The organism is Cupriavidus pauculus, assembly GCF_022179805.1.
Taxonomy (GTDB): domain Bacteria; phylum Pseudomonadota; class Gammaproteobacteria; order Burkholderiales; family Burkholderiaceae; genus Cupriavidus; species Cupriavidus pauculus_E.
In genome coordinates this window covers 224,937-238,453 of record NZ_BPUO01000007.1, presented here as the reverse complement: position 1 = coordinate 238,453, position 13,517 = coordinate 224,937, and the positions used below count along the sequence as shown (strand labels likewise).

Annotated in this window: 14 protein-coding genes; 7 read left to right on the top strand and 7 right to left on the bottom strand. The window is 65.9% G+C overall.

Translation table 11 applies throughout. From position 1 onward, the window contains the following. The first annotated feature begins 13 nt into the window (after positions 1-13). From MFF62_RS16425 to MFF62_RS16410, 4 genes are read left to right on the top strand one after another with little or no spacing between them, the layout of a single operon-like run. Complete coding sequence (locus MFF62_RS16425) at positions 14-523, top strand: YbaK/EbsC family protein (protein ID WP_238264184.1); 510 nt, start codon at positions 14-16, stop codon at positions 521-523. Beyond that, entirely contained in the window at positions 520-771 is a 252-nt protein-coding gene (locus tag MFF62_RS16420; RefSeq protein WP_238264183.1) for a DUF1289 domain-containing protein, read from the top strand. Before MFF62_RS16425 ends, MFF62_RS16420 begins: the two co-directional genes overlap by 4 nt. Beyond that, positions 768-1,694, top strand: coding sequence for an MBL fold metallo-hydrolase (locus MFF62_RS16415; RefSeq protein ID WP_238264182.1), 927 nt, complete (start codon positions 768-770; stop codon positions 1,692-1,694). Before MFF62_RS16420 ends, MFF62_RS16415 begins: the two co-directional genes overlap by 4 nt. A gap of 2 nt (positions 1,695-1,696) precedes the next feature. Next, on the top strand, positions 1,697-2,248 hold the full coding sequence (locus tag MFF62_RS16410) for a GNAT family N-acetyltransferase (protein WP_238264181.1): 552 nt from the start codon (positions 1,697-1,699) through the stop codon (positions 2,246-2,248). 187 nt (positions 2,249-2,435) lie between these two features. Here the strand turns inward: MFF62_RS16410 and MFF62_RS16405 are convergent, their stop codons facing one another. The 6 genes from MFF62_RS16405 to MFF62_RS16380 form a co-directional block, all read right to left on the bottom strand. Beyond that, positions 2,436-4,571: a TonB-dependent receptor gene (locus MFF62_RS16405; protein WP_238264180.1), complete on the bottom strand. Its 2,136-nt coding sequence runs from the start codon at positions 4,569-4,571 to the stop codon at positions 2,436-2,438. Between the two features lie 120 nt (positions 4,572-4,691). After that, positions 4,692-5,111, bottom strand: coding sequence for a hypothetical protein (locus MFF62_RS16400; protein ID WP_238264179.1), 420 nt, complete (start codon positions 5,109-5,111; stop codon positions 4,692-4,694). Continuing rightward, complete coding sequence (locus MFF62_RS16395; RefSeq protein WP_238264178.1) at positions 5,101-6,291, bottom strand: GTP-binding protein; 1,191 nt, start codon at positions 6,289-6,291, stop codon at positions 5,101-5,103. The genes MFF62_RS16400 and MFF62_RS16395 overlap by 11 nt, the downstream gene beginning before the upstream one ends. Before the next feature lie 220 nt (positions 6,292-6,511). Next, on the bottom strand, positions 6,512-6,931 hold the full coding sequence (gene dksA, locus MFF62_RS30905) for an RNA polymerase-binding protein DksA (RefSeq protein ID WP_404990767.1): 420 nt from the start codon (positions 6,929-6,931) through the stop codon (positions 6,512-6,514). Positions 6,932-7,541: 610 nt separating this feature from the next. Continuing rightward, positions 7,542-8,633 carry a CobW family GTP-binding protein gene (locus MFF62_RS16385; RefSeq protein ID WP_238264176.1) on the bottom strand — a complete coding sequence of 364 codons (1,092 nt, stop codon included), beginning with the start codon at positions 8,631-8,633 and terminating at the stop codon, positions 7,542-7,544. A gap of 62 nt (positions 8,634-8,695) precedes the next feature. Continuing rightward, entirely contained in the window at positions 8,696-9,208 is a 513-nt protein-coding gene (locus tag MFF62_RS16380) for a Fur family transcriptional regulator (RefSeq protein WP_238264175.1), read from the bottom strand. A gap of 376 nt (positions 9,209-9,584) precedes the next feature. Between MFF62_RS16380 and MFF62_RS16375 the strand changes: the two genes are divergently transcribed. From MFF62_RS16375 to hslU, 3 genes are all read left to right on the top strand, one after another. Further along, complete coding sequence (locus MFF62_RS16375) at positions 9,585-10,571, top strand: tripartite tricarboxylate transporter substrate-binding protein (RefSeq protein WP_238264174.1); 987 nt, start codon at positions 9,585-9,587, stop codon at positions 10,569-10,571. 250 nt (positions 10,572-10,821) lie between these two features. Then, on the top strand, positions 10,822-11,358 hold the full coding sequence (hslV, locus tag MFF62_RS16370) for an ATP-dependent protease subunit HslV (RefSeq protein ID WP_238264173.1): 537 nt from the start codon (positions 10,822-10,824) through the stop codon (positions 11,356-11,358). 17 nt (positions 11,359-11,375) lie between these two features. After that, positions 11,376-12,707 carry an ATP-dependent protease ATPase subunit HslU gene (gene hslU / locus MFF62_RS16365; RefSeq protein WP_238264172.1) on the top strand — a complete coding sequence of 444 codons (1,332 nt, stop codon included), beginning with the start codon at positions 11,376-11,378 and terminating at the stop codon, positions 12,705-12,707. A gap of 67 nt (positions 12,708-12,774) precedes the next feature. On the opposite strand, the gene MFF62_RS16360 is transcribed toward hslU, so the two are convergent. Then, entirely contained in the window at positions 12,775-13,308 is a 534-nt protein-coding gene (locus tag MFF62_RS16360; RefSeq protein WP_238264171.1) for a YcnI family copper-binding membrane protein, read from the bottom strand. Between the last annotated feature and the right edge of the window lie 209 nt (positions 13,309-13,517).

Genomic DNA, 13,517 nt, shown 5'->3' with positions numbered 1-13,517 from the left:
AGACATGACAAGCATGAGCGAAGACATCGCGCTCCCCGAATCGGCGCAACGCGTGGCCGAGTTGCTGGCCGGCATCGGCCACGATCGCCCGGTGGTGATGCTGCCGGCCACCGGCAAGACGTCGGCGGAAGCGGCTGCCGGCCTGGGCTGCACCGTGGCGGAAATCGCCAAGTCGATCATCTTCCGTCGCGTGAAGGACGACGTGCCGGTGCTGGTGATCGCCAGTGGCAGCAATCGCGTGGATGAGGCCAAGGTGGCCGCGCGCGTCGGCGCGCTGGGCAAGGCCGATGCGAAGTTCGTGCGCGAGAAGACCGGCTATGCGATTGGCGGCGTCTGCCCGATTGGCCATGCAGTCAAGCCGGTGATGCTGCTGGACGCGGACCTTTTCCAATACGACAGCGTCTGGGCGGCCGCCGGCCATCCGCACGCGGTGTTCAACCTGACGCCGCAGCAGCTGCAGGCCATGACCGGCGCGGAAGTGGTCGACGTGGCGCAGATCCAGCCGCCGCAGGTCCAGACATGACGCCCGCCCGGCGTCGGTTGTTGGCTGACCTGGTGCGTGGCGCGGCGGCCGCGCAGATCGTGTCGCCGGTGCCGTCGCCTTGCCGCAGCGTCTGCAAGATGGACCGCGACAGCGGCTACTGCGAAGGCTGCCTGCGCACCATCGAGGAAATCGCGGGCTGGTCGCAGGCCGACGACGAAGCGCGCCGCAGTGTGTGGGCGCTACTGCCGGCACGTGTCGCACGGCTTTGCGAAGGCAGCGCGGCATGAGCGCCGCCCATCTTCCGGACACGCTGCGCGTGCTCGAACGCGGCTGGCTGTCGGCCAACAATGTGCTGTTCGTCGACGATGCCACGCAGGACACCACGCTGGTCGACACCGGCTACGCCACGCACGCGGCCCAGACCGTGGCGCTGGTGGAAGCGGCGCTGGACGGCCGTCCGCTGCGCCGCGTGATCAACACCCATCTGCATTCCGACCATTGCGGCGGCAACGCGGCGCTGCAGCGGCGCTGGCGGCCGCGCACGTCGATTCCCGCTGCCGAGGCCGCCGCCGTATCGGCCTGGGACAACGATGCCCTGAGCTTTGACGCCACCGGCCAGCAATGCCCGCGCTTCACGTTCGACGATGTGCTGCACGATGGCGACACGCTGCGCCTGGGCGGCATCGCATGGCAGGTTATCGCCGCGCCAGGGCATGATCCGCACGCGGTCATGCTGTTCGCGCCGACGCACGGCATCCTGATATCGGGCGATGCGCTGTGGGAAAACGGCTTCGGCGTGATCTTTCCCGAGCTCGATGGCGAGAGCGGATTCGCCGAGCAGGCTGCGATCCTGGCGCGCATCGAGGCGCTCGATGCTCGGGTGGTGATCCCAGGCCACGGACGCGTGTTCGACGATGTGCCCGGTGCGGTGACGCGTGCGCGCAGCCGGCTCGACTATCTGCGCAGCGATCCGCTGCGCAATGCCACGCAGGCGATGCGCGTGCTCGTGAAGTTCAAGCTGCTGGAGGCCCAGGCGTTGCCGCGCGATGCGCTGTTCGCATGGTTCAGCGCCACGCCGCTGATGCAGCGCATGCATGCGCGCTTCATGCCCGAGCAATCGGTCGGCGACGTGTTCGATCAGACGCTGCTGGCGCTGGAGAAGGTCAGCGCACTGACGCGCAATGGCGACCGGGTCATGAATCGGAACTGACCATGCAGCCGTTGCGCACCAAGGAATTTCAGTTGCGGCCCTTTCGCGCCAGCGACGAGGCGCAGTTCGTGATGGCGGTGCGCGAATCGATGTCGACGGTGGGACTGTGGATGCCCTGGGCGCGCGCCGACTATGGTGTCTACGATGCCCGCGAGTGGTTCGACCGATGCACGGCCATGATGGACGAAGGCGCCGCGTACGACATCGGCGTGTTCTCGCCCGACGGCCGCGAGCTGTACGGCGGCGTGGCCATCAACCAGATCCGCCGCGAAGACAACCTTGGCAACCTCGGCTACTGGATCCGCCAGAGCCGCCAGCACCAGGGGCTTGCATCGGGCGCCGCCGCGCTGATGGCGTGCCACGGCTTCCACATGCTGGGACTCACGCGGCTGGAGATCGTGGCAGTCGAGACCAACCTCGCAAGCCGCGCCGTCGCCGAGAAGATCGGTGCCGAGTTCGAATGCATTGCCCGCAATCGCCTGATCCTGCGCGGCCGGCCCGTACCGGCCGCCGTGTATTCGCTGGTGCCCGAGTCATTTCAGAGGGGGATATAGGCTGGCTCCCACCGGCTTTTCGCTCCCCTCTCCCGCAAGGCGGGAGAGGGGTGGGGGGTGCGGGCAAGCGGTTCAAACGAGACAGGCCGCAATTTGACGCGCCGCGCCCTCACCCCCGCCCCTCTCCCATTCATGGGAGAGGGGAGCAAACCGGCAGGGGAGAAAACCTGCAGCAGCATACAAGCGCTTAAAACTGCGTCCGCATCCCCACCCGCACACTACGCCCCGGCAGCGGTGCAATATCCCTCAGGATCGACGTCGCGCTGCGAGCCTCGGTATTGGTCAGGTTGTCGCCTCGCACATAGAACAGCGTCTGCGTGCCGGACAGCTTCATCTTGTAGGTCAGCGCCACGCCAAGCATGGTGTACGCGTCCGTCGGCGTATCGCCCGTCGGCACACGGCTCTGGCGCGCGTTCCAGTCCACGTTGATGCGCGCGCCCCACGGGCCTGACGCGTAGACCAGCGATCCGCCCAGGCGCAGCGGCGACAGGCGCGGCAGCGGCTGGCCGTTGCTGCGGTTCTCGCCGTGCACATAGTCGGCGCGCGCTTCGAAGTCGAGCGTGTCGCTGGTGGTCAGCATCTTCTGCAGCAGGCGGGTCTTGCCCTCGGCTTCGAAGCCGTACAGCGTGGCGGGCACGCCCAGGTATTGCAGTTCGGGCAGCGCGCCGTCGCTGCCGGCGGTCACGACATTGCCTTCGGCATCGCGGTACGTGCCGGTGTTGAGCAACGCCAGGTAGTTCTGGAATCGGCTGTAGTAGCCCGACACGCTGCCGCTGTGGTCGCCCTGCTTGAAGCGCATGCCCAGGTCGATCGACGTTGCGCGTTCCTTGCTGGCGTTCGGGTCGCCCACTTCGAACGATCCGGTGGCCAGGTGGGGGCCGTTGGCGTAGAGCTCATAGAACGTGGGCGCGCGCTCGGTGTACGACAGGTTCGAGGTCATCGTCCACACCGGGTTGAGCTTGTACAGCACGCCCGCCGATGCACTGGCGGCGTTGAAGCTGCGCTCGGCATCGCTGAAGCGGTCGTTGCCGTCGGCGCTGGCCTTGACCTTGCTGTGGTCCAGGCGGCCGCCAAAGTTCAGCTTCAGGTCGCCCGACGAGATCAGCGGCAGTTCCTCGAACACGAACAGCGCGGCGTTGTCGGTGGCGGTGCTCGGTACGAAGGCCTCCTCACCCAGCGCCGAGAAATCGGTATGGCCGAACTGGGTGCCGATCACGCCGGTCATGTTGCCGATCTTGGCGTGCGTGGCCTCCAGGCGCGCATCCCAGCCGTGGTTCTTGAACGTGGTGCCGGTCACGCCGTCCTCGATCTCGCGGTGCTCGTAGTCGGTGTAGCTGAACTTGCCCTTGACCGACTCGAAGAAGCCGCCTGTGGTGCTCGACAGGTTGCGCGCCTCGCCTTCCAGCGCAAAGCGGTCCTGACGCATCTTGATGCGCGCGTCTTCCTCGGCGGGCGTGCCGTAGTCGTTGCGATAGGTCGACCAGTTGGCGCCCACGAAACCGTCGGCCCACGTGTACGAGCCGCCCATCGAGCCGCCTTCCTGGTGGGCGTTGGTGTTCGGGATCTTGCCGTACGCTTCGCTCTCGCCTTCGGGCAGGGGCTGCGTGGCGCGCAGGTTGCCGCTGCGGGCATAGCCGGGAATGCGCAGGTCGCTGGTCTGGCGCACGAAGGCATCGGCGTGCACGGCGAACTTGCCGTTGCCGGCTTCCAGCAGGCCGCTGGCGTTGCGGCCCTTGTCGCCGCCAATCGTGCCGCTGACATCGGCCGCGCCAGTCACCCCGGTGATCGGGTCGCGCGGAATGCGGTTATCGATCACGTTGACCACGCCGCCCACGGCATTGCCGCCGTACATCAGCGCGGCCGGGCCGCGTACTACCTCAAGCTTTTCGGCCACAAGCGGGTCGATGGGCACCGCATGGTCATACGACAGCGTGGACGCGTCGAGCGTCGAGCCGCCGTTCTGCAGCACCTTGATACGGTCGCCGTCCAGGCCGCGGATGATCGGCCGGCTGGCGTTGGGGCCGAAGTAGCTCGACGTCACGCCGGGCAGGCTGTTCAGCGTCTCGCCGAGCGTGCTGGCCTGGCGCACGGTCAGGGCATCGCCGCCCAGCGTCGAGACCGGCGCGACCATGTCGTTGAGATCGCTGCCGAGCGGGTTGGCGGTGACCACCACCTCCTTGAGGGTTTGGGGCGACGGCGGCGGGGCGGCCGGCGTGGCGTCCTGCGCCAGCGCGTGGGAAGAGAGGCCGGCGGCGATCAATGCGGCAAGCGCCGCCAGCGGGGTGCGACGCACCACCAGAATACGGTTGGGGTTCGAGTACATGGCTCGCGATTCGAATTCGTCAGGGCGAACGGGCGCAACATGGCGCGGCGCGTTCAGGCGTGCACGCGCGCGGATATCGCGTCAGGTGCACGGCATGCGGGCGGTCAGGCCCTCAGGCTTTCAGGCGAAGACGAATGCGGCCGGTGGCGCGCGGGAATGGAAGGGGCGCTGGGCCGGCAGGTCGGGCCAGCGGTACGCCAGGCTGGCCGGCTTGACCGGCTTGCCGAAGGCGAGCGACGGCAGCGTGAAGCTGCCGCTGTGGGTGTCGGCCAGCGTGGCGCTATCGAACAGCACGCACGAGTGAAGTCCGAGCTTCAGGGAAAATGGTTCGGCGTGGCCGGTATCGACGGCGTCCGATGTGTCGGCGGCCGCGACGTTGACGGCCGCGGCAGGCGGCACGCTGCCCAGCCCGCCGTGCAGCACGCGGTGCACCAGGCCCACATGCTGGGTCAGCAGCAGGCAGGCCACGAGCCACAGCGCCGGCCACAGGCCGATGCCGCGCACGCGCCAGCGAGAGAGCAGGGGGATGTCAGTGCGCATGCCCGCAGTCGCACGGACCATCGCCATGGTCGTGATCGTGATCGTGGGGATGGTCGTGGTCGTGATCGTGTTCTTCGTCGAACACGTCACCCCAGTCCGGGAACGGGTCGGGATACGCGGCCCAGGCCTCGGGGCCAGCCGACATTTCCGCGTCGGTCAGCAGGCAGGCGTCGAGCCGTGCTTCCAGTTCGGGTACGTTCAGGTCGGCGCCGATCAGAACCATTTCCTGGCGGCGGTCGCCGTAGGCGGCCGGCAGGCCGTCTTCGAGCAGGTCGGCATCGATGGCGGCGCGGGCCAGGCCTTCGGCGGGCCATTCCGTGGCATCAATCGCTGCCCACCAGGCACCGGCGGCACCGGGGCGGCATACGCCGCCAGCCTGGCTCCAGTCACCGGCGATGTCCATGCGGGTGGCCAGCCAGAACAGGCCCTTCGAGCGCAGCACGTCGCCATGCTCGCGCATCCATTCGGTATGGATCAGGTCGGCAAAGCGCTGTGGATGAAACGGGCGCCGCCTGCGATACACCAGCGTGGCGATGCCGGCGGCGTCGGGTGCGGCGTCGCCCTGCAGCGCCGCCTGCCATCCCGCCGCGTTGGGCGTGGCTTCCATGTCGAAGCGGCCCGTGCCCACGATCTGGGCGGCCGGCACATTGCCGTGGCTGGCATCGACGATGACGGCGCGCGGATTGAGCGCACGCAGCACCACATGCAGGTGGCCAAGCTGGCCGGCATCCGCCAGGTCGATCTTGTTGATGACGATGACGTCGCAGATTTCGATCTGCTCGATCAGCACATCCACCACGGTGCGGTCGTCTTCATCGTGTGCGGCCAGGCCGCGCGCCGACAGGAAGTCGGCGTCGTGAAAGTCTTTCAGGAAGCGGCCGGCGTCGACCACGGTCACCAGGGTGTCCAGGTGCGCCACGCCAGGTGCCTGCTCGCCATGCGCGTCCTCGAACGCGAACGCTTCGGCAATGCCCAGCGGCTCGTCGGTCGGATCGGCCTCGATCACGGCGCAGTCGTACTGGCCCGTCTGGGCCAGCCGGTCCACTTCGGCCAGCAGGTCGGTATGGCTGTCGACCACGGCCACACGCACCCCGGGCTGGGACATCAGCTGATGCAGCACGGTGGTCTTGCCGGCGCCGGTGAATCCGGACAACACGGTGACGGGCAGGCGAGCGGCCATGATAACGGGTGTTATTGCAACAAAGTTGCGACTGTAACAGAAAGCCGCCTGGGGTAACAGGCCGGCCGTATTCCGCAATGGTAGTGCCGTAGCCGTGACGCCACAAAGGCAAATGCGGGCGGACGCGGGCCATTGTGGCTGCCGAAATGCAAAGCGGCCCGGAAGTCCGGGCCGCCTGGGGCGTCGGGCGGGTCAGCCGCGCGCGGCCGAACGGTGACGATCAGTCGCCGAACAGCTTCTGGCGCAGTTCGCGGCGCTGCTGGGCTTCCAGCGACAGCGTGGCGGTCGGACGGGCCAGCAGGCGCGGCACGCCGATCGGCTCGCCGGTTTCCTCGCACCAGCCGTAGTCACCAGACTCGATGCGCTGCAGCGACTGCTCAACCTTCTTCAGCAGCTTGCGCTCGCGGTCGCGCGTGCGCAGTTCGAGTGCATGTTCTTCCTCGATCGTGGCACGGTCCGCCGGGTCCGGCACGATGACAGTCTCGCGCAGGTGTTCCGTGGTCTGGTCCGCATTCTTGAGGATCTCGTCGCGAAGCTGCTCAAGGCGATTCTTGAAGAAGCCAAGCTGCGCTTCGTTCATGTAATCCTTGTCGCTCATCTTCAGGATTTCAGCTTCAGTCAGAAGTTTGTTGCTGCTCATGGTTCCTGCTGATTCTCTTGTTGATGCGACCGGCGGCGTCTTCGTCCGCTCGGGTGCAGTGGCCGTCCGCTTGCGCGGTGCGGCTGTTTCACTCTGGCTGGCTGCAGTCTTGCTGCTTCGCGTGCCTCCCTTGGCCTCGCCCGCATCGGCGTGCGCCGTACTGCCGCGGGGAGCTGGCGTCGCCTTTTCAAGCGGCGCCTTGAGCGTCTCCGCCGCAGCGGTACCTGTCTTGCTGCGGCTTTCCTTGGTCTTTGTTGCGGCTGTCATGGGGACACCTCTCTCAACGCGTCGACGAGTGACGGCGCATTGATCATTGGTCCCCACGCGGAGGGCGGTCTCCGCACGAAGCCAACGACCGCGCCTGCTGGCGGCTGTTGCCTCATGCTGACGACGACCGCCGCCCTGCGAATACCGGCCGCGCCCAGAGGTGCGCCGCCCGTATCAAATCCGGCCTATTGTACTTGAACAAATTTTTAGGAGATATGGGAGAAAGACCGACAAGAGACAGGAGTTTTCCCGATATTGCCACCCAAGGGGAGGGTAGCGGGCGCTGGCGGGGGTAGGTTGGCGCCCGGCCGCGCAAGCGGCGGCGGGCGCACCTGGAGCCAAATCAGGCCAGGCAGGCGGCCAGGCCCTTCAGAATTGCGTCGCGCGGCAGGTCCACGCCGATGAAGACCATCTTGGTGCCCGGAGTCTCGTCTTCCCACTTGGCGCCGATGTCGCTGCCCATGAGTTGGTGCACGCCCTGGAACACCACCTTGCGGTCCACGCCTTCCATATAGAGCACGCCCTTGTAGCGCAGCAGCTTCTCGCCGTACACCGACAGGATGCCCGACAGAAATTCCTCCAGCTTGCCGTAGTGGAACGGCTTGTCGCTGCGGAAGACGAACGACGCGATGCGGTCGGTATGGTGGTGGTGATGGTGGTGATCGTGCGCGTGGCCATGGCCGTGGTCGTGCGCATGGTCGTGATCGTGGCCATGGTCGTGGCCACAGTCGTCGGCGCAGTGCTCGCCGTGCTCGTGCGCGTGGTCGTGTTCGTCCGCGCGCAGGAAGTCCGGATCGATCTCCAGCTTTTCATTGAGGTTGAAGCCGCGCAGGTCGAAGATCGTATCGATCGGCGTTTCGCCAAAGTTGGCCGTACGGATCGGCGCGCGTGCATTCATATGCTGGAGGCGGTGGCGCAGGTCGTCCACGTTGGCCGCGTCCACCAGATCCGACTTGGTGATGAAGATCGCGTCGGCAAAGCCCACCTGGCGCTGCGCTTCCTCTTGCTTGTCGAGCTGCATGTTGCCGTGCTTGGCATCGACCAGCGTGATCACGGCGTCCAGCAGGTAGCGCGACGCGATTTCCTCGTCCATGAAGAACGTCTGCGCCACGGGGCCCGGATTGGCCACGCCCGTGGTCTCGATCACCACGCGGTCGAAGTCGAACTTGCCTTCGTCGCGCTGGGTGATCAGGTCCGACAGGGCCTGCACCAGGTCGCCACGGATCGTGCAGCAGATGCAGCCGTTGCTCATCTGCACGATCTGCTCGCGCCCGTCCTGCACCAGGATCTCGTTGTCGATGTTCTCCTCGCCGAACTCGTTCTCGATCACGGCGATCTTCATGCCGTGCTGTTCGTGGAGGATGCGCTTGAGCAGCGTGGTCTTGCCGCTGCCGAGGAAGCCGGTCAGGATCGTGACCGGAATCAGTTTGGACATATTGTTCTGCTCCGAATGAATCGCAGGAAAGAGCCGGAAAAAATCGGGATCGCCGTTTGGGTTCAGTGGTCGCCGGTGGGGCCGCCGACCCTGCCGCATTCCGCGCAGACGCCGTTGACGGTCAGTTCGACGTGCTCGACCGCGAATCCGCTCGGCACCTTGGGCGCCACGGATTTCCCGGCCGTCTCCAGGCAGAACGTGCGGTCGCAGCGCGTGCAATGAAAGTGGCTGTGCTGGCGATGGACTTCGGCCCGCGCCGCCTCGTGCTCCACCAGCGTGAAGCGGAACACGCGGTCGTTGCCGGCGCGCTTCTGCGCCAGGCCCTGTTCCACCAGCCAGTCCAGCACCCGGTACACGGTCACGCGATCCACGTCCCCATCGGCAGGCAGGCGGTCGATCACGGCCTGGTGCGTCAGCGGCGCCTCGGCGTCGATCAGGCACGCCAGGATGGTCACGCGCGGCTGCGTCACGCGCGCGCCAAGCTGGCGCAGGCGCGACTGTGCCTCGTCCAGGCTGGCGATGGCTGCGTCGCCAGACGCCGGCGCGGCATCCGGATGGAGAGTGGGGCGGGTCATGCCGGGGATTTAACCATAGGCCCCAGCGAGTTGCAATTCAGTTGCACAAGCAGGGTTTTTCCATGCGGCAACCCGGCCTTGCAGGAGCCTTTGCCGAACGCTCTGGAGGAAACGCTCAGTTTCGTTGCAATCTCGTAATAAACGCCACTTTCTCACGGGTTAGCCCCTATACCTGCCGCTTGTTTTGCGTTGCTAACATCCACCTCCGGCTCCGCCTGTCGGCGGGGTTTGGCGCTGCATACCACCTATACATCGTGCCGATGGTCACCGCGTTTTCCATATATGGATCCACGCGATCGGCGTGCGCAAAAATGCGCGACTCCGGCGGCATGCGCGGCGTTGGAACGGGAATCCCAGAGGGAACAGGAGAGACGTAATGAAACGAGTTGCAATGCATATCGCAGCTGCGCTGGCAGTGGCCGGCGTGGGTGCCTTCACGGGAGCGCAGGCGCAGGAATACCCGGGCGGCAAGCCGGTGCAGGCGGTGGTGCCGTTTGCGGCGGGTGGCCCCACCGACAAGGTGGCGCGCGAACTGACCATGATCATGTCCAAGCACCTGGGCACGACGATCGTGATCGAGAACCTGGGCGGTGCCGGCGGCACCATCGGCGCCAAGAAAGTGGCGCAGTCTAAGGGCGATGGCTACACGATTCTGATCCACCACATCGGCATGTCCACGGCCCCGGCGCTGTATCGCAACCTGGGCTTCGATCCGCTGAAGGACTTCGAGATGGTGGGCGAAGTGGCTGACGTGCCGATGGTGATGGTCGGCAACAAGCAACTGCCGCCGGCCACGTTCAAGGATCTGATTCCGTACATCAAGGCCAACGCCGCCAAGCTGTCGCTGGCCAACGCCGGTATCGGCTCGGCCTCGCACCTGTGCGGCCTGCTGTTCCAGAGCGCCATCCAGACCGAACTGACCACCGTGCCGTACAAGGGCACCGCCCCGGCGCTGACCGACATCCTCGGCGGCCAGGTCAACCTGATGTGCGACCAGACCACCAACATCGCCGGCCAGCTGAAGGCAGGCGCGCTGAAGCCGTACGCGGCCATGCAGTCGCGCCGCGTGGAAGCGTTCAAGGACATCCCGACCGCGGCCGAGCAGGGTCTGCCGGGCGTGGAAGTGAAGATCTGGCACGCCATGTACGCGCCCAAGGGCACGCCGAAGCCGATCATCGACAAGCTGTCGGCCGCGCTGCAGAAGTCGGTGCAGGACCCGACCTTCCGCGCCAAGATGGCCGAGCTGGGCGCCGAAGCGGTGCCGGCACAGCGCGCCACGCCTGATTCGCTGCGCACGTTCCTGACGTCCGAAATCAACAAGTGGACGCCGGTGATCAAGAAGGCAGGTGTGTACGCCGACTGAGCGTATTAAACAGATGTGCCGGGGGCAGACCCGGTGCCGAGAAGGCCACGCATTGCGCGTGGCCTTTTTCTTTTGCGGCGCCGCCAGCGGGCGGGGTGGGGCGGGGCCGGAACCGTGGCGAGGTGCGCCGGTCCGAATCGTCGGCTCGGCAATTTCCTATATTGGAAGACCGTTGCCGGCAATGGCCGGCTCTTGAAAGCCGCTCATGTGGCGCCACCTACCCGGCTGACACCTCTCACGCAAAGGCACCATGGAACAGTATCACGGCACCACCATCGTCAGCGTCCGCCGCGGCAATCAGGTCGCGCTGGGCGGTGACGGCCAGGTCACGCTCGGAAATATCGTGATGAAGGGGACGGCCCGCAAGGTCCGGCGCATCTACAACGGCAAGGTGCTGGTGGGGTTTGCCGGCAGCACGGCCGACGCGTTTTCGCTGCTCGACCGCTTCGAGGCCAAGCTCGAGAAATACCAGGGCAACCTGACCCGTGCCGCCGTGGACTTGGCCAAGGACTGGCGCTCGGACCGCGCGCTGCGCCGCCTGGAAGCCATGCTGATCACGGCTGACAAAGACACCACGCTGGTAATCACCGGCAACGGCGACGTGCTGGACCCCGAGGGCGGCATCGCGGCCATCGGCTCGGGCGGCGCGTACGCGCAATCGGCGGCCAAGGCGCTGATCGAGAACACTGAACTGGCACCGCGCGACGTGGTCGAGAAGGCCCTGACCATTGCCGGCGAGCTCTGCATCTATACGAACACCAACTTCGTCATCGAAACCCTCGACTGACGCGCCAACGGATTCCCATGTCGCAAACCATGACCCCGTCGGAAATCGTTTCCGAACTCGACAAGCACATCATCGGCCAGAACAAGGCCAAGAAAGCCGTTGCCGTGGCGCTGCGCAACCGCTGGCGCCGCCAGCAGGTGGCCGAGCCCCTGCGCCAGGAAATCACGCCGAAGAACATCCTGATGATCGGACCCACGGGCGTGGGCAAGACCGAGATCGCGCGCCGCCTGGCCAAGCTGGCCGATGCGCCGTTCATCAAGATCGAGGCCACCAAGTTCACGGAAGTGGGCTACGTGGGCCGCGACGTGGACACGATCGTGCGCGACCTGGCCGAGATGGCCGTCAAGCAGACGCGCGAATCGGAAATGAAGAAGGTGCGCACCAAGGCAGAGGACGCCGCCGAGGATCGCCTGCTCGACGTACTGCTGCCGCCGCCGCGCGACATCGGGTTCCAGCAGCAGGAAGACAAGGACTCGAACACGCGCCAGGTATTCCGCAAGAAGCTGCGCGAGGGTTCGCTCGATGACAAGGACATCGAACTCGAAGTGGCCGCCGGCATGCCGAGCATGGACATCATGGGCCCGCCGGGCATGGAAGACATGACCGAGCAGATCCGCACCATGTTCGCGGGTCTGGGCCAGGGCAAGAAGGCGCGCCGCAAGATGAAGGTGAAGGAAGCCTTCAAGCTGCTGATCGACGAAGAGGCCGCCAAGCTGCTGAACGAGGAAGAGCTCAAGCACAAGGCGATTGCCAACGTGGAGCAGAACGGCATCGTGTTCCTGGACGAGATCGACAAGATCGCTAGCCGCAGCGACGTGGGCGGTGGCGAGGTGTCGCGCCAGGGCGTGCAGCGCGACCTGCTGCCGTTGGTGGAAGGCACTACCGTCAATACGAAGTACGGGATGATCAAGACCGACCACATCCTGTTCATCGCATCGGGCGCGTTCCACCTGTCCAAGCCGAGCGACCTGATTCCCGAGCTGCAGGGCCGGTTCCCGATCCGTGTTGAGCTGGAGTCGCTGTCGGTGCAGGACTTCGAGGCCATCCTCACGCAGACGGACGCCAGCCTGACCAAGCAGTACCAGGCGCTGCTGAAGACCGAGGAAGTGGAGCTGCAGTTCGCGCCGGACGGCATCCGCCGCCTGGCCGAGATCGCGTTCTCGGTGAACGAGAAGGTCGAGAACATCGGTGCCCGTCGCCTGTACACGGTGATGGAGCGGCTGCTCGAAGACCTGTCGTTCCATGCCACCAAGTCGTCGGGCGAAACCGTGACGATCGATGCCGCCTACGTCGACCAGCGCCTGGCAGACCTGGCTGGCAACGAGGACCTGTCGCGCTACGTGCTGTAAGACTGCGGAAGTCGCGATAAAAAAAGGCCGGACGATCGTCCGGCCTTTTTTCGTTCTGGCTGCCTGCTCAGTGGACGTGACCCGCGTGGGCATCGCCGGCAGGCGCGATGACGTCGATGGCTGGCGCCGGCGACTTCAGTTCGCGCGGGTTCTGGCCTTCGGCCGGAATCTGTGTCCATTCCGACTTGCCGTCCTCGCACTCCTGCACCACAGGGAAGTACAGCTTGCCGCCCTGCTCGGGCAGCTTCATCAGCAGGCGGAATTCATCGAAATGTTGGTCGGCCAGCGTATTGCCGTACCAGCGGATCGTGCGCACATCGTCCTCCACGGTCTTGCCGTGCGAGGTGTACGGCTTTGCCAGCTTCGCGCGCTGCACGTCGAGCTTCCAGCCGGGCTTGGGCTGCGGATGGGCACCCTGCACGGCGTCGGGAATCGTCACAGTGACCGATTTGGTGGCGCTGCCGTTGCAGCCATGGCCCACCATCAGCACGCCCTTGAAGTAGCTGCCGGCAGGCGCCTGTTTCTGTTCGAAGACGATATGGGCAGAGGCCAGGGAGGTGGTGGCGGCCAGCAAGGCGGCGACGAGGAAGCGCGAGATCATGACGCGGATGGGCAGATTGGCGGGTAGGGAAGTGCGCCAGTCTAACTTTGCGCCCCCGGCGTCGAGGTGCGACGTGGTGCCGCAGCGGCGCGCGTCCGGCGCCAGTGCGTCATGGGTGTTTCAAATGCCAGGCCTCCGATGTCACACCCGTAAGCCTGGTAAGCATTGGTAAGCACACTGGCGCCGCCCCCGGGGGAAATGAGACCCTT